Below are 24,601 nucleotides of genomic sequence, written 5' to 3'. Positions count from 1 at the left end.
GCTACTCCTCCTTCAGGATGCCAGCCGCGCGCAGGCCTGCCGCAATGGTATTCCTAGCCGAATCGCCGACAGGCTGGATCGGCAAACGAGGCGAGCCGACTTCGATTCCCAGCTGCTGCATCATTTCCTTGAGCCCTGCAGGCACCGTTCCGAGCTGCATCAGCTTGCGGACCGCCGCGATGTCAGCTTGTGACTTTGCGGCTTTCTCCAACCGCCCTTCCCGCCAATGCCTGTAAATCGAGACAACCGTTTCCGGTACGACGTTGGCGGAGGCCGCAATCGCGCCTGCGCCCCCTGCAAGCAGGGTCGACAAAATGAACGAATCCGTACCGGCGAGAACTGCGAAGTCGGGACCCGATTGTTGAATAAGCTGAAGCACATGCTCGTAGTTGCCGCTTGAATCCTTCACGCCGACGATATTGGAAATGCGGGACAACGACGCCACCGTGTCCGCCTCCAGCATGATGCCCGTTCGTGCAGGAATGTTATAGAGAACGATTGGCAAAGCGGTCGAGCCCGCCGTCTCTTCAAAGTGCCGGTAAAGCTCCGTTTGGTTCAATGGAACAAAGTAAGGCGTAATGATGGATAAAACGTCGGCGCCTGCGTCCTCCAATTTGCGCGACAACCGGACAGTCTCGGCCGTCGTAATCGCGCCGGATCCGGCATAGAGCGGAACGGCTCCTCCGATCTCATCAGCCGCGATTCTAACTAGCTCCGTCTTCTCGTCTTCCGTCATCGCAAAAAATTCGCCGTTCGTCCCAAGAACGAAAATGCCGTGCACCCCTGCTTGAAGCAGGCGCCGAATCATTTGGCGGACGACGGGTTCGTTAAGGCGCCCCTCTTCATCGAAAGGCGTCACCATGGCTGGTATAATGCCGTGAGGTCTGATCATGAACGATTAACTCCTTTACAATAATTTGGTTTTTCCTCCATATCCAATGCCTTGCGAAAGCGGAGCGCATGATGCAGCACTTCGGAAATAATCCAAGAAGGGTTCCATGTGTTGGAACGGCCTCTTCCCTGGAAGTTGGACTGGAAGAAGCCCTCTGCCTGTTCCCCGACGACGGTAAAGCCCCACTCGCCCGGCTCGGTGCAGATGCCTTGGCCAAGCGCGCCGAAGATCGTCCGCGCCAGACGCACGTACATCTCGTTGCCGGTGAGGAGGCCGAACTGCCACAGCTCGAAGGTAGGGAAAAAGACGTCTAGATGGTGGTTCTGCACGCTCACCCCGGGCCAACCGACCGCCTGGAAGCCCTTCTCTCTGAACGCCGTGCCGCGATCGTAAGCCGGATTCCACATATAGACGAAGGTTAGCTGCCAGTCCGCGGCGATCTCCGCCCACTTCCGGAAATCGGGCTCACCGGTCAGACGGAAGAGCTCGTAAGCCGCAAGGAAGAAAAACATGCCTGCTTCCTTGTCCTCGCATCTAGCATCAAGCGTAGACCGGGCGAAAGGACGTTCGAAGGTCTTCGCATGCAGAACGTAATAGCTCTCCATGCAGGCGCGGGAAGCATCAAGGTATGTCCGCACGCCCGTCACCTGATAGGTTTTGATTAACGCGATCAGGCACGGAATGCCGGCAGCCGTAATCTCCGTCTCTGCCGCACTCCCGTCTAATCGCCACGAGGACGGGAAAATGCCCGTAGGCAGTATGGCATCCAGCAGGAAATTCGCGGATTGCTTGAGCGCATCCGTCCATGAGGCGGAAACTTGCGCCCCCCGGCTGCGGAACAGCAAAATAATATCGGCTAGGTCGCTTACGGTTTCGCCAAAGGCGCGGCTCGAGATGACGGGCTCCTGCTGCCGGTGGAAATTGTCCCACCTGCCGTCCGACAGATGGTACGCCCCACTCCGTAGTCCGGGCACCGAAGTGCCGCTTTCGCACAGATAAAACTCAACAGCCTTCCTACAGCGCTCGACACGCTCGCGCATTTGCTCGTCGAATCCTAAGAAAGCATCGCACCAGGCCAGCTTTAAGCATTGTCCGGTCCAGCCGTACATATAGTGAAGCCCGTGCTTTGACACGAGCCCGAATGAATTGCGGTCGTTGAACTTAACATAACCGGCTGCCCGATCCGTCTCCCGCCACCTGTCGTCCATGGCCGCCGACTTCAACCGGATCAGATCCTCCAGTGAGAGAGGATCGGCGCCCTGCGGATCGTACAGCAAAACGGCGCGGTAAACGGCTTGCGAGAAGGAGCGGCCGGGCTCCTTCTGCGGCCCCCACTCCATCGCATAGCTCTTCGCGAGCGCGAAGCCCGGCGCAAAATCCGTATAGCCGCCAGAGTAAGGCTCGATTTTGCTTTTGCTGACGTACACGATGTCCTTCTCGCCATTGAACATCAGAACGCCGCTCATCGCCGCAATGGCGACGCTTCCTTCCCGTTTGTAAGCGCCTACCGAGCCGTAATGAACGGTGCCGTCCGACAGCTCGATATACGAAGGGAGAGAGAACATCGTCAAGAACCGCTCACTGCATCCCTCTTCCCTCCACTCGACGTTGACGCATGGAATCGGGAGCCGGTGCTCCTCGCAAATAAAGCCCTTATGCTCTCCCATGCCTAGATGCGGCACGAGCCTGGCCGGGTCGGCCGAAGGGTTGTTGTTGTAGATCATATGGGGAATCGTCACATTTTCCGTGCCGCGTGCGGCGAGCTCCCATTCGAGCCCGACCGCGACGTCATAAATGGTCCGGCCGGAACGGTTCTCCCATACGGTGGCGATCCGAAGCAGTCCTTCCGAATCGAATGTCAGTTCCAGAGTGAGGAACAGCTCGCCCCCGTCTGCCTCGATCCGCAGTACGCCGCCTTGCTGCTCGATTCGCACGGCATTCAAGCCAAGTCGCTCTTCCCGCCATGGACGCCCTGCAGAATATACCGCCATGAGCCCCAGTAAATTTTTGAAATAAGGCTTGGATTCTCCTTCGCGGGACAATTGGATATAGACATCGTTGTCCGACTGCCAGACGTCTACGCTTCGATTCTCAGCCGGACTTGTTATGCGATATGCGTTCATTTCCAGCGGTCTCCTTCCAATTTCCGATCTGCCGCCCTGCCGGGCGGTTCAGCCTTCGCCAGCTACTACGCCGTCACCTGCTCCTGGCCCGGTTCGTCCAACGCCGTGCCTTCGCTGATTTTACGCAACCGGAGCGCCACATAAATCTCGCCGGGCAGCTTGATTTGAAACCTTTGTTTGTAGGTCTGGTCAAGCCGTTCGATCGTCATGTTCCATGTGTCGATAATATCCACCGCAAATTCGCCGGTCTGCATGGCGAAGTCGCGCGACGAGAAGCGATGGGGCCCGAAATATTGCAAATAATATTCGCCTCTCCTCTCAAGGGTCGAAGCATCGTGGCGCTGCCTGCTGTAAGTCAGGCAGCTTGGCGCATCCTCCAGCAGACCGCGAAGCAAAGCGATCCGCACCCCGCTCTCGCCGAGCAGCTCGCCGCCGTGAACCGACCAGCTTGTTCCATCCGGCCGGCGAAGCGATTCCCCATGGGCCGCGAAACCGCCGCGGGATAAGCCTTCCCATATCCGGTACACCATATCTTCCGCTGTCAGCGCGTCCATCGGCTCCGATCCCGTGCCCTCGCGGCCGCAATCGTCAATGACGACCGGCTTCTCGTAATGCAGGGTGAAGTCCGAGGCAATCATAACATCCTCCTGGCGGAGACTGATATGCGTCAGCCATGGAACGCCCCAATCAAACGAGGAAGGAGTGCCGTGTATCGTACTCAGATGATGACCGTAATCGCATTCGCGCAGCGTCCGGAAATAGGCGCGCCAATCGGCGTCCTGCCGCTGTCCTCCGCTGTCGCCCAAATCCGCCACTGTCCACCATACGTTACGGAAAGCGGCCAAGCGGGAGACCGCGTACCGGATATAACGCTGTTCCTGTTCCAGCGTTAGCCGAATGGAACCATCACGCTCTAGAACAGCGGGAAATAAAATCAGCTCGGCTTCCACGCCGATCCGGGACAGGCTCTCCACGCATTCCTCCAGCCTTGCGAAATAAGCCGGCTCGTAGTAATCGGCGTCCGGCTGTCCATCCGGGCGCATGGCAAACGGAGATGTCTCCGTCTCGCCGGCCGCTGCGTGCTCGGCCAGTGGTATAACACTTATTCGAGCTTTATTAAAGGGCGATGCGTTCAGCGACCGGATCGTCCTGGCGCGGCTTGAGCCGTCCTGAACATGCCAAGCCTCAAGCGTTGTTCCGAACGGCGTGTACGGCTTACCGTCCGCATACGAGAAGTGCGTCGCGCCGGATACGCTCACCGGCCCGTGATTACCCGCGTGCGCAGGCAGACACCGGAACTGACCGGAATACCCGCCGGACGGTGCTGACTCGCCCTCGACGCGGAATGACCAGTCCCCCTCCTCGTCCGGCATGAACCGGATCAATAGACGACCGTCGCCGTCATAGAAGCCTTCGGCTTCGAAAAAACGTTCCCCCTTGCTGAATTCGGCACGCAGACATGAGTCCGCAAACAGCCGATCGTCCTCGCGCCCCATCAGCCGCAGCTCGAATATCCCCCAACGCTCCACTGCATCTTGATATTGAATCACTCCGCTCTCTCCTCTCAAACTGCTTGCACGCGCAAGGCGGTATAAGGTCTAGCCGGCAGCGCCAAGTCGCTCTGTCCCGCGAAAATGCCGTCAAGCGGCGTTACTGACATTTTCCAAATATCGATGAACTCGATCCGATATTCCCGGTCGGGTGGCAAAGGGAGCTTGTAAGATGAAAGGCGGGATTTGCCCAGGTAAAGAAGCGCATAGGAGCCTTCCTGGCGCGCCGCCATCCAATCCACCGGACCTTCCTCCATCAGCCGTCGCAGAAACCGGATCCGCTCGGGACTATCCCCGTACAGTCGGCCCCCGGTCGAAATCCAGGCTCTCGTCGGCTTATTCTCGAAGCATTCTCCGTGGGCAACGAAGCCGCCGCTCGTAAGCCCCTCCCAATAACGGTGCATCAGCTCGAGAGCCGTGATGTTCCCCCATCGCTTGGCGACGTTGCCCTCGTAGGAAATTTCGTCGACCACGATCGGTTTGCGAACGGCCGCCCGCCAATCGGTAGTCGGCCCGGTATCCCAATGCTGGATGCTTTGGTGCGTGAGCCACGACTTGGAGAAATCGTACAAGGACGATATCTCGTACATTTTTGTGCCGTTATGAATCGACCGAAGCCGCTGGTACGGATCCTTCCGTTGTACATATTGCAGCAGCCGGTCCCAATCCTCCACGGTCTTCATCTTGTTAAAATCGTATTCGTTCGAGAGCGACCACCAGACGTTGCGGAACGCGCCCAACCGGGCGATGACGTAACGCAAGTAGTAGAAGTCCTGCTCGCGCGACATGCTGTTGAAGCCCCAGCCCCCTTGCTTGTCGTAGGGATGGAACAGAATCAGGTCGGCTTCCACGCCGATCTTCATCAAATCAATGATCCGCTCCTCCAGATGGGCGAAAAACGCTGGATTAAACCGGGTCGTGTCCGCATCCTCCGGGCATGTCCCTGCGAACGCGACCATTTCCGGACGCATGTCCCGCGTAGGGAGCAGGCACATCCTTACCTTGTTAAACGGTGATTGCTCGAGCTCCTCCAGCGTTTGAAGCTCATGCTCCTTGTGTCCAGTATGGGTCCAGTGATAGCATGTCGTGCCAAACGGCATATAGGTCGTACCATCCTCGTAAGCGAACAAATAACCTTCCTTGACCCTTACGGGCCCGTGATTTCCCGTTGACGGCTCGGTACAAAGAAAGCTCCCCGTTGCGCCGTCCAATTCCGGTACGCCGCTCTTCGTTACGAAGCGCCACGTTCCCTCTCGATCCGGCATGAACCGGACAAGGTAGATGCCGGCCCCGTCATAGAAGCCTTCGACCTCGACCCGGTCGTTGCGGTATTCGAAGGTCGCCGACAAGGCGACCTCCTCAAATGGATTACCTGCCGCAGGACCGGATAAGGCAACCTCGAATATTCCCCAGCGTTCAACCTCTTGCATTCCCATTTTGCTACTTGCACTCCCTTCCATTCGTTGTTATTCCACAAGGCCGGTCCGCTCGACGCCTTCGATAAACCAGCGCTGCGTAAAGAGGTATAACACCAGCGGCGGCATAACCGCCAGAAACGACTTCGCCATGTCGAGCGACTGGGCGAACAGCTTCCCTTCTTCCGTTGAGATGTCTCCCGTCGCCTTCACCAGCGCGATAGAGAGAGGAACGTCCTGCATCTTGAACAGGAACATCATCGGAAAATAACTGTCGTTCCAGTTCCATACGAAAGAGAACAGGAAGACGACGACAATGGCCGGCGTTGCGATCGGCAGCATGACCTTGAAGAAGACCCGGTACAAACTTGCTCCGTCGATCTTCGCCGCTTCCTCCAGCTCTTTCGGAAGAATGGAGAAAAATTGGCGGTAAATGATCACATAGAGCGCGCCCTTCAGGCCGTGCCCGAACAAAGCCGGAATCAGCATCGGGAAGTACGTGTCGATCCAGCCCACTTCCCGGTACATGATAATCAGCGGCAAAACCGTCACCTGCGGCGGGATCACGAAGGCGAAGATCAGGCACGCGAACCAGAAACGCTTGAAAGGAAACTTCACCCTTGCGAACGCGTATCCGGCCATCGCGCAGGCGACGAGCTGAAAGAGCGACGCCCCGATTGAAAGACCGAAGCTGACGCCAAACGAGGTCGGATAGTTCAGCAGCTCCCATGCCTCTTTCAGATGCCCCCAATAGATTGCCTTAGGTATCCAGTTCACGGTCGGATCCAATAAATCGTCGAGACCTTTAACCATCGTGGATATCATATAAAAAATAGGGTTGAGATACAGATAAGCCGTTTCTATCAACACAATATAAATGAAAACGCGAAACAGCAGTCCTTTATCGGCTTCCCGTCCGAACAGCAGCAGCCGGAAACGTTCGCCCAATCCGATCAAGCCAAAACGTTGCTGACGCTGCCGGAGGACATTCAATACTTTCTCCATCTTTCTCTCCTCCTACCTCGTTTGCGTCGTGACGCGGACCGCCCTGCCGAGCAGCAGGAACACCAATCCCAGGAACAGCAGTATGATCATGAAATAGACCCAGATCAATGCGCTGGTCGGACCGTATTGCGTCGGATTGACACTCGCAATGATCGGATTGCCGGGAAAGGTGAACAAATCCACGACCGTGTAAATCGTATTCAGCAGCACGAACGGCATCATGGCTGGCAGTGTAATTTTCCAGAACATCTCCCACGGATTCGCGCCGTCGATACGCGCCGCCTCGTAAACCGACGATGAAATCGTCTGCCTGCCCGCAAGGAACAGAAGAATCTGTACGCCGGAATACCATAAAATGAGGACGAACGAGTTCAGAACACTGACAATCGGCGTAGCCCAAGAGACCGGCAAATATTGCGTAAGCGCAGTCGATATGGAGAACTGTTCCAGAAACCCGAGCTGGCCTCTCCCCTGACTAAGGAAGCGTTCGATAACATTGCCGGAGGAGAAAATAACCGGCAGGAAGAACACCGCTCTGAACAAGCCCCTTCCCAGAAACTTTTGGTTCAGCATGATCGAAATCATGAATGAAAAAATGACAATAATCGGAATCATGAACAGAACCTGCCTTAGAAACGGCAGAAGCTGATCGTAGAAGACGCCGCCGTCCTCAAACAAAATGTTGTAATAGTACTTGGTGCCGACAAATTCGTGCAAGATACCGTTCCCGGTAATCCGAACGTTATGAAAGCTCATATAAAGCGAGTAAAGGAGAGGGAACGATACGAACAAGAGAAAACCGACGATCCAAGGCAAGATGAGAAAGATGCCTTCGTATCGCTGCGACAACCTATTCTTCAAACGGATCAAGCCGTTCATTTCGCCTCTCCCCCCTTCACCACTACAAAATCCTGAGGTGGAATCCGTCTTCCTTCGACCGATACCTCCGTATCGTTATAGTTCACGATAATCTTCTTCCCATTGGAATAAACCGACTCCTTCACCTTCGGGGCGACCGTCCGGTTAATCGTCATGAAGTGCCCCTGGACATCTCCGAGCGCTTCGTTAAAGCGCTTATATTCCTCAACGATCGCCGCTTCCCATTCGTCGTAATTTAGGCTGTACTGCCAGACGGTGTACGCCCTCTTCATCTTCTCCGTCTTCGCATTCATGACGCCGAATGTCGGTGCCGCCCCGTATTCAATACCGCGCAGAAAATCTTTGCGGTACTCGTCTCTCGCATTGCCCCAGTTCATCGTATACGGCACGAGTCCGTGCAGCGCCATCTGGGCGAAAGGCACTGCTTCGTCCAGGAACAAGTCGTACGAATAGTCGCCCGCCAGCTGCCTTACGGCGTCTGCGTTCTGCAGCGCGTAGGCATTGCCGCCAATAACCGACACCGCAGGAAACTTCTTTTGAACGGCGTTCAGCAGCTCACTTTGCAGCAACGCGGCCTCTTCCCGGCTTGTGCGGTATCTGCGGTTGTAATCGCTGAACAGCATATGGCCGGTACCCCCAAGCTGAAGTCCGTCAACGCCAAGCTTTGCGAAGCTTTCTAAGGCGTCTTCCATCTTGCTCAGCGACACTTCGGGGCTCACAATCGCAATCTCGTCGTTCGACTGCGGGCGAGAGAACTTCATGACGGAACCCGCTTGATCCTGCATAGCCTGTCTCTTCGAATCGAAAGAATCGCCGTCGGTATTCAACGTGAAATCCGTCTCCAGTAGGACAGTATCTCCCTTCGATTTTGCGTATTCCGCGAAGCTTCGCATGCCGTCGTTGCCGCCAAGCCGCTTGTCGACCTGCGCGCCAAAGCCAATCTGGCTCGCGCCTCCGGTCTGCCAGCCCTGATAGGTGACGACTAGCCGGGGGATGCCCTGTGCATGCAGCCGATCCAGAATCGACTTCGCTTCGTCCGTTGTCGATCCGGTAATGTACCGGTTTCGCAGAAAGCCCTTCTCCGAATCTCCACCGATAAGGTCAAGGTACAGCGGGAGCTGCGAATCGCCTGCTTCCTGCCGCTCAAGGCCCTTCTCTTTCATTAAATAATCGCGGTATTTCGCGGCCATGCCGGAATAATCGCTTTCCGATTCGGGCATGACATAATAGCGGATCTTGCGGTCCCCGCCGAATTTGATTTTGCTGTACGTATAAAAACCTGACAGCTTGTCATATGTCGTCGGCTGAAAGTACTGAAGGCGGTAATTATGCTCGACGGTTGCCCAGGCGTATTGACTGTAGACGCCGGCAGGCGCCGCATATATATAGCCGTATTCCTCCCCTTCGCTGGCTACCGCCAGAAAAGCGCTGCTTCCCGATTTGATGCCAAATACCGGCATCGTGATCGGCTTCCGGTTCGTAAACACCGAGTTGAACGCTCTGTCTATGCCATAGATCGGCTCGCGGTACACGCTGCGTTCGTTCGAGATATTCTCCTTGAACCGGTAAATCGCGCCCGAGCCGTCCGGCAGCAGCAAATACCCCTCTTGTCCTCGAGGCTGCGCGGCGCCCAGAAACGGGAATACCTTTAAATTGATCAGCGAATCCTTGCCTTCGATAAGTTCCGCATCGACTACTTTGGTTTCAACGTAATCGTCCCTCAGGCGCACCTCGATCGGAATCGCCATCTGAATGGACGGCATCGCGAACGTAACAACAAATCCGTCCTCGATCGGCTTCCAGCTCTTGATGCCGCCTTTCAGCGACAGCAGGCTACTCACCTTCACTTCCGTCTTTAAAGCGCTCTCGACCGTCTCCAGCATAATCGGCGACAGAAGATGGCTCCGCCAGGTACCGCTAATTGTCTCCAGCGGCCAGTCCTCCGGATTCGGATACGAGCGCAGCTCATGTCTGTCCCGTTTGTCGCGGATTTTGAAATGTCCAGTGTTCTTATCCGCATAAAGCACAAGCGTTTCGCTTTCAGCCACCTGCTCAAAATCGGCTTCGTTCGGCAGCTCCCCATTCGTGCTTACGGCTGGCTTTAGACCTTCGGGAATGACGTCCTGCCGCACCTGGACCTGTTCCGTCAGGCTCTCGCCCGAGCTCACGGAATGGGTCCACAAGTAAATGCCGATCAACGCCGCTGCCGCCGCCGCAATCGCCCAAGGAAGCAGCTTGCGCCACTTGATGTCATGTATGCTTGCTCCCGTCAACGCGCCGACACCTCCTGAAAAATCGAATAAATAAAGCTGCGCAGCTCGGTGCTAAGACCGAACAGAATGAAGCACAACACGCCGATAATAATCATCGTACCGGCCGTATACAGCAAGTTAATTACGGTCTCGCCTACTGTATAATTTTGAAGCGACTGCACCTTCCAGACGAGCAGAAGAAAGATCCATACGAGCATGCCCTGGTGAAGGAAGTTGTAAATCGACGCTTCGCTGAGTGACATGCCGTTTGAGATCAGCGTGAGCGGCAGGCCGACCACGATAAACGGCGTAAGCGCGTAGGAGCTGCCGATAAACACGTCCATGAAACGTCCCTCGCCGCGCATGATGCTGCTGACCAAATAATTGGATACGACCCAGCCGATCCATACCAGGAAAAACTGGAGAAATACGGTGCTCCCGCTGAGCGGCTTGATTGCCTCCGTATTAAAGGTGAAGCTTGTATACGAACGAGACACCGCATAGGAAATATAGGCCAGCGCCAGGATGACGAACGCGCTCACGTAGCTGCCCTTATTCTCATAACGGAGAGCGGAGAATCCGTCGATTGGATGCCGCAGCACGTAAAGCGAATGCCGTAGTTGGCCCAGGAAGCGGGAGCGGGGCCGGAGCCGGATTGGCGGATTCAGCAGAATCGGATAACGTTTTGCCGCCATTTTATAAACGAAATACAGGACAGCTGCCGCAATAATCACGTTCATGAAGAAACCGAAATTGTTCTGGAACCACTGCAGACGGATTTGCCAAAACGCGTTCGAGAAGCCCTCCTGAATGCCCGCATCGCGGAACAGCTTCTTCGCTTCCGCGTAATCCCCGCGGGCGTAGGCAGACTGGGCAAGCCCGACCATAGCGGGCGTGTAGTAGGCGTTGAGATGAAGCACCTCGCGCCAAAGCGGCTCGGCTTCCTTGTACCTTCCGTCGACGGTAAGGTTGTTCGCCTTATAGACGAGCGCGCCGAACTCGGTTTGGCGGTACGACTGAATCAGATTCGCGTTATCGTCCAGAATAAACAGCTCGTTGCGCGAATTGATGTCGATGGCCGCCGGGCTTTTGACGATGCCGAGCTGCGTCGTGTTCGGACTTGCGTCCCCGGACCAGAAGAACAGCAGGTTGCCGAATGCGTCGTATTGGCTGACCATCTTCGAATCTCCATCGATAACGGAGAAGTTGCCGCTCGCGTCGATTGCGATATCCTTCAGGTTCGCCTTCTCTCCGGTCTTGCGGAAGCGGTATTCGCCGAACGTATTGTTGCCTGGCCCCAAGGTGCTGCTGGAGCCTAGGAAATGCTTGCCGGAATTGTTCAGCTTTTTTACCTGCTCGTCGTTTAGCTCCTCCCCGAAAGAAACCGTGTAAGTAAACCCGCGCTCGTCGATGTTCACATTGTTGATGCCCGGAGGCAGCTTGCTGAGCTGCTTCTCATACATCGCCTTCGAATAGAGCATTCGCTTTATCGAGTCGAGGAAAGTGAAAGGCACCTTATTGGCTGCGAAGAAGCGGACAAAGCCGCCTTCGGGATCGAGCTGCAGCAGCCCGTTATAGCTGCCGAGCGATACGATATACAAAAATCCGCGTTTATCGACTGCTACCTTGATCGGCTCGAAGCGGTACTCCTCCGGGATGAACCTCGATTCCGGAAGCGTATATTCCTTCAGCAGCTTGCCCTGCTGGTCGAGCATAACGACCCGGGCGTTGCCGGTATCGGCGACATAAATATGGCCTTTCGCGTCAACGTGCAGCCCTTGCGGATTGGAAAGCGGCGTTCCTTCGACCGCCGGCAGGATCCGGTCGAATTCGCCGTTCCGGTGAAACAGGACGATTCGGTTATTGCCCGTATCGGCGACATAGATCCGATCCTGCGAGTCGATGAACAGATCGCGGGGCTGCGCGAGCGGCGACTGTATTTGTTTGGAAGGATCTTTCGGATCAGGGATAAAAATATTCCTGCCAAGCACCTGTTCTGGCGCAAAAGCAGCCTGCGTCCAAACAAGCGATCCATTACCGGATCGATAATTGGTTGAATAAGGATAATCGGCGGATACAACCGCCGGAAAGAAGACCCATACGAGGCACGCGGCCAGCAAGCCCCGCAGGAGACGGATCATTTTCGATTGTGCCGGCTTCATATCTTTTCCTCCCGCGGTTTCATTTAATGCCGGAATGGGCCATTGTTGCAATGACCTTGCTCTGGAATACAAGAAAAATAATCAGATTCGGAATGAACATGAACAGCGCTGCAGCTGCGGCGGCGCCTTGCCTTGCCACGCTGTTAGCCATATTGGTCGTCAGTGTGGAGATAAAGAACGGAAACGTCTTCATCTGTTCGTCCTGCATGAACAAAGCCGAAGTCTCTACGTTGCCCCAAGCGGTTTGGAACGAGATGATGCCGATCGTTGCGACCGCCGGAAGAATGACGGGTACCACTATCCGCAGGAACACCATAATTTCCTTTGCGCCGTCCAGCCGGGCCGATTCAAGCAGCTCGTTCGGAATTTGGTCAATAAATTGCTTCATTAGAAAGACGCCGACCGGAACGGCTACCATGGGCAGAATATGGCCCCAATAAGTGTTCATGATGCCCAAATGGCTGACGACGAGATAACGCGGTATGGTAACCGTCTCCGGCGCGAACAGCAGCGTGAGCATAATAGTCGCGAATACGAGCTTATATCCGGGAAACTTATGTTTCGAAAGCGGATAGGCGCATAACGCGCTTACGCCCGTCACCGTGATGACGCTCAGCACCGCTACGGAAAAGCTGTTGAAAATGTAGCGCGTGACCGGAATTTCTGAGCCCGACGTAATTTGGAACAGTTCGACGAAATTTTGCAAAGACGGGTTTCGAGCCCAAATCGTCGGGGGGTAAATGAACAATTCCTCGTACGGTTTTAGCGCRTGATTGAAAATATAAACAAGCGGCAGAAGCATAAACGCGCTGAACAGAATGAGCAGGAATACAACAACTTTCTCGAAACGGCTCAACCGGAACAGCTTGGACCTTCTCTTGAAAACAGGTTTGCGGATCAGCGGCAGTGCCATCTCTATTCATCCCCCTTCGAACCGAACAAACCCCAGCAAAACTTATTGGATAAATACATGAGCAGCAGCAGGAACACAGACAAAGCGGATGCGTAGCCCAGCTCAAAGCGGATAAAGCCGTAATCGTCGATCTGGTTCATGATGAGATGGCCGGCATACTGCGGCGTCGGGTTCATTCCCGACAGCTCCGTGCCGATGCTGCCCGCCTTGAATGTCCCGACGATGGCCATGACCGCGCCGAACAGCATCTGAGGCTTCATAGACGGAACGGTAATGTACCAGATTTCCTCGAGCCTGGTTTTGATGCCGTCGAGTCTCCCCGCTTCGTACAGCTCGGGGTTGACGTTCAAGATGCCCGCCATCATCGCCAGAAATCCGATCCCCATGCTAGACCAGAGCGTAACGACGATCATGGACGTCATCAGATGCTCCTTGCTCGTTACCCATAGCACAGGGTCGCTGATGAATCCCCATTCGAGCAGAAAGCTGTTCAAGTATCCGATTCTATCGCCGCTAAGGAGCGGAAGCCAGACGATGGTCATGGCGACTCCTCCCATCAGCGACGGTGAGTACATCGCGAGCGCGAACCACTTCCGCCAGCTTCCGGGAATGATGGTGATCAACCATGCCAGCAGGAAGGAGGCAACGTAGCCGCACGGTCCCGCGATGACTGCGAATTTGAACGTGTTGGGCAGCGCATATTTCAGAAACAGCAAATCCTCCGATATCATATAGCGAAAATTGGCCCAGCCAATAAAGCGAGGCGGCTCGAGCGAATTATAGGTCATAAAGCTGAGCATGAACGCGCATACGACCGGAATCAAAATAAACACGATGAAGCAGACCATAAAAGGCGCGATGAACAGGTACGATAATCGGAACCGCCAAATTTCTTTTAGCAGCTCGGTCGCTTTTCCTCTCGTGCGGTAGGCTATGCTGCTGTCGGCGTAATTTTTTTTCAAAATTTGCGCGTTACTCTCGGACATATGGGTTCACCCCTTCCCACGGCTTGTTGACTTCGGGCAAATCGAGCGGGCGCAAATAGTTGCCTTGACTGTCGATATTGCCGAATTCCTGCATTTTCCTTCGCATCTCTCTTTCGATCTCCCCGATCGTCGTTTCCAGCGAGCTCCGGTAATTGATTCCGTCGACGACGCTCCGGTTCCAGGCGTTCTGCAGCTCCCTCTCCAGGAAGTAGCTGCCTGGCACGTTCGGAATTTCCTTGTACCAGCGCCATTGCTCGAGAATGCTGCGCAAATCCTCCTGTTTCCAAGGAAGATGGACAAACGCTTCGACATTTGAGGTGTTCCAACGGAAGGATAGACCGTTAATCGTCTCGATATCCGAGCCGTATCTCTCCTGTACCTCGGCGGATGTCCACCATTTGAGAAATTCCCAGCTTTGTTCGGCTTTTTTCGTCTTTTTAAAAATAACCGACGATTGCAAATTGCCGCCCATCCACCTGGCCACTTCCCCGTCTTTCTGCGCGACCCCTGGGATCGGTGCGATGCCCCAATACCCGTTCAGCTCGGGTGCCGCCACCATCAGCTGGATGTACATGCTGAAGTCCGCAATGCCGATCGGTACGGTGCCGCTCCGGAATGACTGATAGAAGCTGGCCAGCTGCTGATCCACTGCGTAGATGTTGTACAGATCGGTCCATTCTTTGAATGCCTTATATCCCGATTCCGTGCCCAGAGCTGTCTGCAGGCCGTTCTTAGTGAAATATTCGGCCCCGTTCTGGAAGAAAAACGGCATATGCTGAACCGGCGCCATATTGAGATTGTTCTGTTGTAAGGTCGGCAGCATGTCATAGACGTCTTCCCAGGTGTCCGGCACCTCGAGTCCAAGCTTGTTCAAAATATCTTTGCGGTAATAGAGCATGGAGAAGCTTTGCGTCTCCGGCACCGCGTAATATCCTTTGTCGTAATAGAACGGGGTCCAAGTACCCGGCGCGAACCGCTTGTACATCGAATCGAAATCCGAGAACTGCGACAGATCGTACAACCCGTTGCGGATGGCGTAATCGAAAGGCAGCGTCTGCGGCAATCCGAGCGCGACGTCGGGTGCAATATCAGCCGCGTTCATCAGCACGAGCAAATTCGTATCCGGAAGCAGATTGACCTTAACCTTGATCCCTGTCGTCGGCGTAAACTGCTCATCTACCAGCTGCTGCAGCAGATTGATATAATCGCGGCCGCGGAGCACCCAAACGTTCAGCACCTCTTCATCCATATTGCTCAGCCGTTCCTTCGACTGGAACGAATAGAAGAAATTGACGAACGCCCCTTTCATTTTTTTAAAAAACTTCGCTTCCATCCTTGGAAGCTTCTGATTCTCCGGCACGATATAAATGCGGTCAAGCCCAAGCGGTTGGCTTTTCAGCTGCTGCAGCATCTCGGCCACTTTGCCCTGCATCGTGACGAAGCGGTTCGTCTTGTACGGAATCTGGTTCGGATCCGCCAGCATCGAGCGGATATCTTTAATCGTCGTGAACAACCCTTGTGTAACGGCATCCTTTTTGCCATTGACATCGGTCAACTGCTGCTGCACGGCGTCCAGCGAATCGGCGATCTCTCCGAGATTGTCCGTAAACCCGGGCAGCTCGTTGTTAATCTTCCAGGTTCTGTTCGTGTCGCTCGAGCCGCCTGTCAGCGCCTTAAGATCATCCGCAAGCGCCATCAGCTCGTTTACGGTTTTCTCCAGCTCGGAGATCATCGGTTTGACGGGCGCCTGGGTCGCGCTCATCGAAATCGTATTGCTCCCTTTTTCCAGGTAAAACAAATATGGCTGCTCCTGCTCATCCTCGAGCTGGACGCCTTGCCAACCGGAAGCGTACGGAAACCGGTACGCCTTCATTTCGGCGAACGGAATTTTGCCGTTGAGCCGGACGGTCCTGAAGGATGCACGGTTGGATGAGTAATTTTGCTGAACCCGCATACCGATTTTGTAATAACCGCTTTCGGGGACGTCAAAGGTCCAGCTCATCTCACCGTTACCGGACGACCAGCGCGATCCGTCGACGGTGTTGTACGTAATCTTTCCCCGTTTATAAGGCGTGCTGTCGATCTCGTTATCGTATCGAAGCGATATCGAGGAGACGCTTTTCCAATCGGCTTGCTCGCTTTCGATGACGATCGGCTCGCCACCCTTGCTTCCTCCGCTTTCGGCCGCATTCGCTTGCCTTACCGTCTCGTAGGCCGGAACCTGATCCGGAGCCGACAGGTCGATGGAGGCCAGTGCCAATGGCTCGTTGCTTGTGAATCGAAGCGTGTGCTTACCCGGAGTCAAATACCATTGCAGCGGCTCGACGTATGCACCGCCTGAATCGCGGAGCGTTGTCGTCATCCAGCCACTGATATCCTCCGCCATCGGACGTATCTGGTCGCCGTTCGAATCGAGTGAAGCCGGGAAAGGATCCTTCCAGCGGCGGTCCAGCGTAACGGATCTCGCTTCTAGAAACTCGTTTCTGCCGTCGAACGAGACGTTCAGCAAAATCGGCCTCCTTCGGTTGTCGTCCGTGACAGGACGGTACGTCAAATCGATGCGGTACAGCCCGGCCTGCTCAACGGTAAAATCGTATTCGAGCCATTCTTCATTTTCCAAGCGCCAATCGAGCGCCTCAGCTTTGCCGTCAACGCTGCCGGCCCTAACATGGGCGCCTTCGGACGCCCGCGCATAACCGGCAGCGGACAAGCCAATTTTTCCGTCGTGTTCGTCTGTCGCTCCCGTTTGCTTCCATTCCGTCAATTTGTCAAAAAAGTAGGGATCGCCTGTTTCGCCCGCGGCTGCCGCCTGTGCCGCTTCAGCAGCAGGCGCGTCCTCCGCCAGGTCCGGCGACTGTGACGTGCCGGTTTTCTCCGCAAGTCCCGTAGCGGCCGGCAGAAGCAAAACGAGGGCCATCGCCAGTACGATTATTACTCGCAATCTCGTAAGCGCCCTTAACATCCGTCTCTCCCCTTTGTATCCATTATTCGTGCATCAAGCTTTCCGTTGTATCCTTGTCGAAGTAAAGCGCTTTCGACATGTCCAGCGTGACGGATATCCGCTCGTCCTCCTTGCAGTCGAAGCCCGAGTAGGTACGGACGACAAATGGCGTATCCGTCCCGATGTCGACATACAGATACATATCCGCTCCCATCAGCTCTGCTACCTTAAGCGTGCCCGTCAACTGGCTTTGAGGATGACGATCGGCCATATCCGGCTCCGCATGCGCATACTCGCATCGGATGCCGAGCACAACCTTACGGTTTACTTTACCGTGCTTCCGCAGCAGCTGCGCATGCGCGTCAGGAATGGCAAGGTAGCTTCGCTGTGTCTGCAGCTGCAGTTTACCGCCGTCCGATTCGGCGATCTTCCCTTCTACAAAGTTAATCGGCGGCGTGCCGATGAAGCTCGCGACGAACATGTTCTTCGGATTGTTATAGATGACGCGCGGACTGTCGACCTGCTGGATAACGCCGTCCTTCATGACAACGATCCGGTTGCCCATTGTCATCGCTTCCACCTGATCATGCGTCACATAGACCGTCGTCACGCCGAGCTGCTTATGAAGCCGGATAATCTCCGTTCGCATCTGGACTCTTAGCTTGGCATCCAGGTTCGATAAAGGTTCGTCCATCAGGAAAACGCTCGGCTTCCGGACGATCGCCCGGCCGAGCGCGACGCGCTGGCGCTGTCCGCCCGACAATTGTCTCGGCTTACGTTCCAAAAATTGCTCGATCTCCAAAGTGCGGGACGTCGATTTGACCGACAGATCGATTTCATGCTTTGGTTCCTTGCGCAGGCGCAGCCCGAACGCAATATTTTCGTAGATGTTCATATTCGGGTACAGCGCATAGTTCTGGAAGACCATGGCAATATCCCGGTCCTTCGGCGGCAGATGGTTCACCAGCTTGTCGCCGATGTACAGCTCGCCCGAAGTAATATCTTCCAGCCCGGCGATCATGCGCAGCGTCGTCGATTTGCCGCAGCCCGACCCCCCAACCATGACGAGAAACTCACCGTCCTCGATCTCCAAGTTAAAATCTTTCACGGCATACTGCTTGTCTTTGCCGTAACGTTTCTCAATATGTTTTAGTACTATGCGCCCCATGGCGGCACCTCCGAACGATTAGGTATTGAATGGCCAGCTTTCGCGGTTATTCCGTTATGGCATGCAGCGTCTAATTCGAAGCGCCTGATACGGCTTGCCTGGAAGACTGATCGCACAGGCGCCGGAGAACGTCTTTTCGAGCGGCTCGATCGTCATGTTCCAGGTGTCAATCACTTCGGCGGTGTACACAGCCTCCTCCGGAAGCTGAACCGGCCTTACGGCAGGCCGGTGAATGCCGAAGTACAGCAAGTAATAGTCGCCCTCTACTCCGAGTGCCGGAACGTCCTTGATCGTGTCGATTACGGTCAATGGCTGAGGCGCTTCTTCCAGGAGCAGTCGCAGAAATCCGATGCGCACAGCGCTTGTGCCGTGCAGCTTGCCTCCATGCGACCACCAAAGGATGTCCTCGGGATGCATGTAAGTTTCACCGTGTCCGACGTAAGCGCCGCGGATGGTTCCTTCCCAGAACCGGTGTGTCATCTCTTCCCCCGTAATGTTGCCCCACCGGCGCGGGATGTCGCCTTCGTAACAGCATTCGTCAACGACGACCGGCTTCCCGTATTCGCGGCGGATCGAGTCTACTGCGGTAAGATCCCAGTGTTGAAGGCTTACATGATTGACCCAGGGCTTCGCGTGGTTATACAGATCGAGCGACAACGGATCGTACATCTTCGTTCCATTGTGTATGGAACGAAGATGCTGGTAAGGATCGCATTCCTGTACGATTTGAAATAACCGGTCCCAATCTTCTTTCCGCTTCTCGCGCATAAAATCGTACTCGTTAGCCAGTGCCCACCATACGTTGCGATAAGCGGACAGGCGCGCGGTCACATATCGCAAATAAAACTCATCCCGGTCCGAACTCATGCTGTCGAAGCCCCAATGTCCCTTGTCGTAGGGATGGAACAAAATCACATCCGCTTCAATACCGAGCTCCGCAAGCTGCTCGATTCGCCGTTCTAGCCCGTGGAAGAACCGCGGTTCGAACCGTTCAAGGTCGAAACCCAGCTCCTTCGAGCCCGGGAACGGAAACAGCTCCGGTTCGACGGTGTTAAAGGCATACCTTTTCGGAAAGATGCACATGCGGATTTTATTGAAAGGCGACTCCCGCAGCGTGGCGAGCGTCTCGGTCTGTCGCGTCTCGCTCTGGTGTATCCAGGCGTAGCAGGTCGTCCCGAAAGGCTTATAGGGCGATCCGTCCGCGTATTCGAAACCGTCCGGGGATGCGACGCGCACCGGCCCGTGATTGCCGGCGCCAGCGGCCGTGCATTCGAACTCCCCGGTTACCGCGTCGAGCGAAGGGTCGCTGCTGCTTGTCGAGAATGTCCAACGGCCGACCGTATCCGGCATGAATCTGATTTTGTAGACGCCGTCCCCGTCATAGAATCCATTTACCTTAGCCGCCCGCCCGCCGCTCTGGAAAACAGCCTCCAGCCGTACGCCGCTGAACGGGTTCTCATGTGTTCCGCTGGTGATGACAGCGGTTTCAAACACGGTCCAGCGTTCCACTTTCTTGTGACTAATCAAGCGTCGTCTCTCCTCCCGCATGATCGGCCGAACCCGCTAACAGGCCCGACTGAAGCGAATTTTTCTCATTATACAATGCCGTTCTCCCCCCTATATAGGTGATTCAGGCCGTATCTATAGGGGGATACAAGCTCAGGGTATGCCATAAATGCCTATTCGCTACTTTGAAATGACCTACAGCGCTGCCCAAGCGCAAAAAAAAGAAGCGCCACTCCCGCTGGGAAATGCGCTTCCTTCGTTATATTGAGGCTAGATTCATATCCATATCATGCGAGCTTCGCCGGTACTCTCTAGGCGTGACGCCGGTCTTCTTGCGAAACAGCGCATGGAAAAACTTCATATCCTGGTAGCCGACCTGATTGGCTGCCTCCTGAATCGAAATTTCGGTCGATTTCAGCAGCTCGCAGCAGCGCTGGATCCGGATATTTTGCAAATATTGCATGAACGTGACGCCCGACGTTTTCTTGAACAGCCGTTGAAAGTGGCTCGGGCTCATGAACGACCGCTCCGCTACCTGCTGGACCGTGAGGTTCGTGGCAAAGTGAACGTTAATATACTGGATGGCGTCATCCATATTGTTCGTCGGCGTCGAGACAAGGCTGCCGTCGCATTCGTAGCGCTGCAGCATAGCTAGAACCTGGATTAGCTGTCCCATCATCAAAAATTCATAACGGGGTCCCTTCTTCAAAAATTCCCTATACATCCCGTGCATGATGGATAAAAACATGTCGAACTTGTCCTGGAACTGCAGCCACTTGACCGTGGATGGCGGCAAGCCGTACAAAATGCTGTGCAGCATGGACGATTCGCAGACGAGGGATTTCAACCGCTCCAGCAGGCATGTCCGAAAGATGCAGTTATAGATGACAAGCTGCTTGTCCCGGGAAGATGGCCGGAACACATGCGACGTGCCGATCGGGATGACGAACAGATCGCCGCGCTTGATCGGGATCATCTGATCCTCGATATAGTGATACCCGCTGCCTTCCTCTACATAGCTGATTTCAATAAAATCATGGGTATGCTGCGATAGAGAAAACGCTTCCACTTCACGGTTGATAAAGATATCAAAATCAGGGTTGAAAAACCTGTCCCCGCTCAATTCGATAACACGCCAATTCATACTATCACCCCGGTTGAGTGTGTAGGTGAACTTCTTGGACACTTCTGTAACGTATATCTTAGCAAAATTTTCAAGAGAAAGCGATTACAAGATAGGATGAAACCGTTCAAACTGTTTCATGTATGCGCTTAGACGGGTGTTCTGCCGTCCTGCTTCACCCAGTCCTCGGTAAACCGCACGTATTTGATCGCCTTCCTCARATACGAATAAGCGGCATGGATGCTGCCGTCCCCCATTCCAATAATGCTCGGATATGAATACCCGGTTTGCTTCTCCCGATGCTCGAGATCCGACATTTGGATGTTTTTGACATAGGGCCAGGTTTTTCCGCCGTCCTCCGAAATCGCCACTGTCAGCGGTGTCCGCAGCGTCTTCTTGCGCAATTCTCCGTTTTTCTCAATCCAGCGGTATTGATCTCTCTCCAACGTGGAATCGTTATAGATAATCGTCAAATGGCCGCTCGCAAGCTTCGCCACTTGAATGGAGGAATTGTTGTTCGGCAAGGATGTCTTAGCAGGCTCGCTCCAGGTTCTCCCAAAATCCGCGGAGACGCTGCTGTAGATCCGGTCGGCATGACGGCTGCGGAAGACGGCGAACAACGCTCCGTTATCGAGCTCCACGACGCTCATCTGAACGCGGTGCAAACTGCCTTGCACTTCGTATTCCGTCCACGTCTTACCTTGGTCAGCGGAAATGAGCACAACGCTGTAATGCCCGCCCGGCTTGCAGTAATAGCACGGCAGCAGCCATTCCCCGTTGCTCATCGCCAGTATCGGCTGGCGGAGGAACAGGCCCGGGCCCTCATGCAGAACAAAAGATTCCCCCCAAGTATACCCGCGGTCCTCCGAGATACGGCCGACGACTTTCGAGGTCTGCTGATTATGCGGCTCGTTGGACGTATGGAGAAGCCAAACCTTACCGTCCGGTGCCTGGAAGACAAGCGGATTTTGCTCCGAGCGCTCCAGGTCGGCCGCTACCTCAATCGGCTCCTCCCACCGGTCGCCGCCGGCTGGCAGCCTCGAAAGCAGTACATTCGTATCTGGGTTTCCCTCGCCGCTTCCGGAGAACCATACGCAAAGCAAATCCCCATTATCCAGCGCAAGCAAATTCGCCGAATGACTGTCGGGCTCGTACCGTATCGGCAAAAGCGCTTCCGTCAGCTGCGGATCCTGCTGCGATGGATTCAAAATACCGTTATATCGTTCCGTTAATTGCATGGATTACACACCCTTTCGTTCTTCTTTCATAAATTCAAGCGGCAGCGTCACGGCTGCCAGGGATTTCGAGGCAAAGGCCAGCCTTCCGTTCTGGTACAACCGGTAGCCTGCTTCTATTCCTGCCGGATACCTGCTCAAACCCGGCTTGCCGTAGGTGATCCGAATGTCTTGGCCCGCCGCTTTCACCCGGTCAAGCTCGAAATAATCGAGACCGATATCGAGCGGATCGAGACGGAGGCTGTCCGACTCGACGGCAAGTCCCGCCACGTGACTGATGATCAAATCGATATAATACGAGTGATTGTATTCATGCTCGTCACTGAGCGGCTCTCCTGTTCCGCTGTTGTAATGCTCCACCAGTCCGGGCCGGTCCAGATCCCGGTTCTGGAAATGGAGGAACGAATACTCCCTCAGGCCACGCGCAAACGCTTCATTATAGACGTTGCCGCAGCGCTTGCTCTCGCGGGCTAGCGCATCAAGCGCGATCGAGTTAGTGTACGGCCAGGAAGGCCCGTTCCACATGCAGCCGTTGCGTCCTTTAATAAAGTGGCCGAACCATCCGCCTTCCCTCGAGTAGGCGACGCTGTCTTTCGAAACCGTCGGATACGGGCATGTCGTGGCGAATTCGTTCGGATCCAGCAAATGAGCGGCCAGACCGTCATGCCGGTCGTCGAGCATGTCCGCCCACGCCGGGTAGAACCCTACGATGTTTTTCACAAGCGCCATCTCATCCGTCAGATGATGCAGGTCGTAGAAAAACTCCGTTTCTCCGTCCCACATCTTCTCCAGCACATCATGTTTGATCTGTTCCGCGAGCTGAAGGTATTGAACCGAATCCGGATCTCCTGTGATGTCGCACAACCGTGCGACGCCGAGCGCGTTCAGATAATGATAAACCGTTCTGTCCACCCGCTTCACGTGCGTATACGTTTCGGGATCCTTCGGATTTCGCGGATAATCGTGGAAATACCAGTAGCTTGGTTGATATTCCTTCCCTGTCCGGGTATGCCGGTATTCCGTCATCAAACGATCCCGATCGTTGCCGTACACTTCCTGCCAGCTCGAAATCTGGGCTTTCAATCCTGGAAGCGCCTCCACAATTGATTTTTCGTTGCGATGAACGAGGAACAGCCGGTAAGCCGCCCAACCGATATAGTTCGCGAAGGAGTGCAGACGTTCATCTGCCGTAAGACAGCAGTACATGCCGTTGTCCGCAGGCGTTTCCTGCATGTTCCGCAGCACTCCCATGCAGACGGCAGGATCGTGGAGCCACCTCGCGTCAGTCAGGTGCAGAGGCACAGACAAATTGATCAGCTTGCTGAACTCCCACCCGCCTTTAGTGAACGGGCGCTTCCCCTTCTTATGGGATCGGCCTTCGTAGAACAACGGATGCTGCAGAAGTCCGTACCTCGGATCGGCCAGGTTGTGGCGAAGCAGGAACCACCGGTACGCCCAGGTTTTATCAAGCAACGGATCGCTGCTCTTGAAACGCGGCGCTGCGTCGAACCATCGTTGGTACGACGCCTGCTGYCTGAACGCGGTCTCCTCAAGGCTTGCAGGCTTGCCAATGAAGCAAGTCGCACGGTCAATCAAGTCTTCGATGCAATCTAGTGACCGAATCCCGAGCGCCGCAGCAACGATGAGCGTTTTCGTCTCTCCAGGCTGCAGTTTCAGGCCGCCGCTAAACAAGGAAGGCTCGCTCGCAACGATGCCCGCATCGATGTCAAAACTGTAAAAAGGGATATCGAAGCCACCCTGCAGACCTGCGGCGCCGCAAGTCTGAAAGCCGTATGGCGCAGTCGCCCGCAGCAGCAGCTCACCATCAGACCGGTTCGTCCAGGTCTGGCAGGAAACGGCGCAATCCTCCCAGGTAATAAATTTTGTCTCCTCGTAGCCGACCCGGTCGTCGGAATAGGCGATCCGGAGCTGGCTGGGATACCAATCGGATTTCGCCGTTTCCATGCTGTAGTCTTGGCCGTTAACCGTAATGGCGAAAAGAAACGGAATATTTACTTTGTGAATGAAGTCGAATCGGCCGACAAAGCCTGGAGCGGCCTCAACGTAATCGGCCCAAAGACGCGCTCCCGTAGGACCGAGCAGTAGACCTCCAGGGACGGTGCGCAGCGCCTTTCTCCCCGCTTTCAACTCCTCGTCGATCATGCTACAGCTGCCTCCCATCATTTGGTTTCTCAATTACCAGTATATAGGCCAAGTTATTGTTGTTCTGCGGGGTTAACGACAAATTTATAGGGCAATCGAACTCACTTCCCGAATGCCCCTCCTTTGCTCCAAAACGTAATCCCCTATGATCGTTGATAGATCCGCCGCTTGCGATAGATGATCCGTAGAGCGGCTAAGGTGTCGAGACGACTGCCTGTCGCACGGAAAAAGGGAGATGGTCGCCCATCTCCCCTTGCTTGATTGTCCTAAAGGGACGAAGTCTGCCGA

Annotated in this window: 16 protein-coding genes; all 16 read right to left on the bottom strand. The window is 54.9% G+C overall.

What is annotated here, in order from left to right; all coding sequences use genetic code 11:
• Position 1: 1 nt before the first annotated feature.
• The 16 genes from dapA to AC1DLI_RS26880 all read right to left on the bottom strand — a co-directional run bounded on the left by dapA (position 2) and on the right by AC1DLI_RS26880 (position 24,313).
• Positions 2 to 892 (bottom strand): 4-hydroxy-tetrahydrodipicolinate synthase, encoded by an 891-nt coding sequence (gene dapA / locus AC1DLI_RS26955; RefSeq protein WP_477607645.1) that lies wholly within the window; start codon positions 890 to 892, stop codon positions 2 to 4.
• Positions 889 to 3,015 (bottom strand): hypothetical protein, encoded by a 2,127-nt coding sequence (locus AC1DLI_RS26950; RefSeq protein WP_477607643.1) that lies wholly within the window; start codon positions 3,013 to 3,015, stop codon positions 889 to 891. The genes dapA and AC1DLI_RS26950 overlap by 4 nt, the downstream gene beginning before the upstream one ends.
• Positions 3,016 to 3,080: 65 nt before the next feature.
• Positions 3,081 to 4,565 carry a DUF5605 domain-containing protein gene (locus tag AC1DLI_RS26945; RefSeq protein ID WP_477607641.1) on the bottom strand — a complete coding sequence of 495 codons (1,485 nt, stop codon included), beginning with the start codon at positions 4,563 to 4,565 and terminating at the stop codon, positions 3,081 to 3,083.
• Positions 4,566 to 4,579: 14 nt separating this feature from the next.
• Positions 4,580 to 6,001: a DUF5060 domain-containing protein gene (locus tag AC1DLI_RS26940; RefSeq protein WP_477607639.1), complete on the bottom strand. Its 1,422-nt coding sequence runs from the start codon at positions 5,999 to 6,001 to the stop codon at positions 4,580 to 4,582.
• Between the two features lie 30 nt (positions 6,002 to 6,031).
• Complete coding sequence (locus AC1DLI_RS26935) at positions 6,032 to 6,985, bottom strand: carbohydrate ABC transporter permease (RefSeq protein WP_477607637.1); 954 nt, start codon at positions 6,983 to 6,985, stop codon at positions 6,032 to 6,034.
• Positions 6,986 to 6,997: 12 nt separating this feature from the next.
• Positions 6,998 to 7,864, bottom strand: a complete 867-nt coding sequence (locus tag AC1DLI_RS26930; RefSeq protein WP_477607635.1) for a carbohydrate ABC transporter permease — start codon at positions 7,862 to 7,864, stop codon at positions 6,998 to 7,000.
• The gene (locus AC1DLI_RS26925; RefSeq protein ID WP_477607633.1) at positions 7,861 to 10,137 is read right to left on the bottom strand and encodes a DUF5696 domain-containing protein; all 2,277 of its coding nucleotides are present in this window, start codon (positions 10,135 to 10,137) and stop codon (positions 7,861 to 7,863) included. Before AC1DLI_RS26925 ends, AC1DLI_RS26930 begins: the two co-directional genes overlap by 4 nt.
• Entirely contained in the window at positions 10,134 to 12,278 is a 2,145-nt protein-coding gene (locus tag AC1DLI_RS26920) for a YIP1 family protein (RefSeq protein WP_477607631.1), read from the bottom strand. The genes AC1DLI_RS26925 and AC1DLI_RS26920 overlap by 4 nt, the downstream gene beginning before the upstream one ends.
• 19 nt (positions 12,279 to 12,297) lie before the next feature.
• Positions 12,298 to 13,191, bottom strand: coding sequence for a carbohydrate ABC transporter permease (locus AC1DLI_RS26915; RefSeq protein WP_477607629.1), 894 nt, complete (start codon positions 13,189 to 13,191; stop codon positions 12,298 to 12,300).
• 2 nt (positions 13,192 to 13,193) lie between these two features.
• Positions 13,194 to 14,177 (bottom strand): carbohydrate ABC transporter permease, encoded by a 984-nt coding sequence (locus tag AC1DLI_RS26910; RefSeq protein ID WP_477607627.1) that lies wholly within the window; start codon positions 14,175 to 14,177, stop codon positions 13,194 to 13,196.
• Entirely contained in the window at positions 14,164 to 17,139 is a 2,976-nt protein-coding gene (locus tag AC1DLI_RS26905) for an extracellular solute-binding protein (RefSeq protein WP_477607625.1), read from the bottom strand. The genes AC1DLI_RS26910 and AC1DLI_RS26905 overlap by 14 nt, the downstream gene beginning before the upstream one ends.
• Positions 17,140 to 17,161: 22 nt before the next feature.
• Complete coding sequence (locus AC1DLI_RS26900; protein WP_477607623.1) at positions 17,162 to 18,286, bottom strand: ABC transporter ATP-binding protein; 1,125 nt, start codon at positions 18,284 to 18,286, stop codon at positions 17,162 to 17,164.
• A 54-nt stretch (positions 18,287 to 18,340) separates the two neighbouring features.
• Positions 18,341 to 19,813 (bottom strand): DUF5605 domain-containing protein, encoded by a 1,473-nt coding sequence (locus AC1DLI_RS26895; protein WP_477607621.1) that lies wholly within the window; start codon positions 19,811 to 19,813, stop codon positions 18,341 to 18,343.
• A gap of 238 nt (positions 19,814 to 20,051) precedes the next feature.
• A complete protein-coding gene (locus AC1DLI_RS26890; RefSeq protein WP_477607619.1) occupies positions 20,052 to 20,936 on the bottom strand; it encodes a helix-turn-helix domain-containing protein in 885 nt (294 codons plus the stop codon).
• A 128-nt stretch (positions 20,937 to 21,064) separates the two neighbouring features.
• Positions 21,065 to 22,153, bottom strand: a complete 1,089-nt coding sequence (locus AC1DLI_RS26885; RefSeq protein WP_477607617.1) for a sialidase family protein — start codon at positions 22,151 to 22,153, stop codon at positions 21,065 to 21,067.
• Positions 22,154 to 22,156: 3 nt separating this feature from the next.
• Entirely contained in the window at positions 22,157 to 24,313 is a 2,157-nt protein-coding gene (locus AC1DLI_RS26880) for an MGH1-like glycoside hydrolase domain-containing protein (protein WP_477607615.1), read from the bottom strand.
• Between the last annotated feature and the right edge of the window lie 288 nt (positions 24,314 to 24,601).

The organism is Paenibacillus sp. 01T443 (assembly GCF_056398325.1).
The sequence above is the reverse complement of the archived record's forward strand: the minus strand, read 5'-3'. Positions and strand labels throughout refer to the sequence as shown.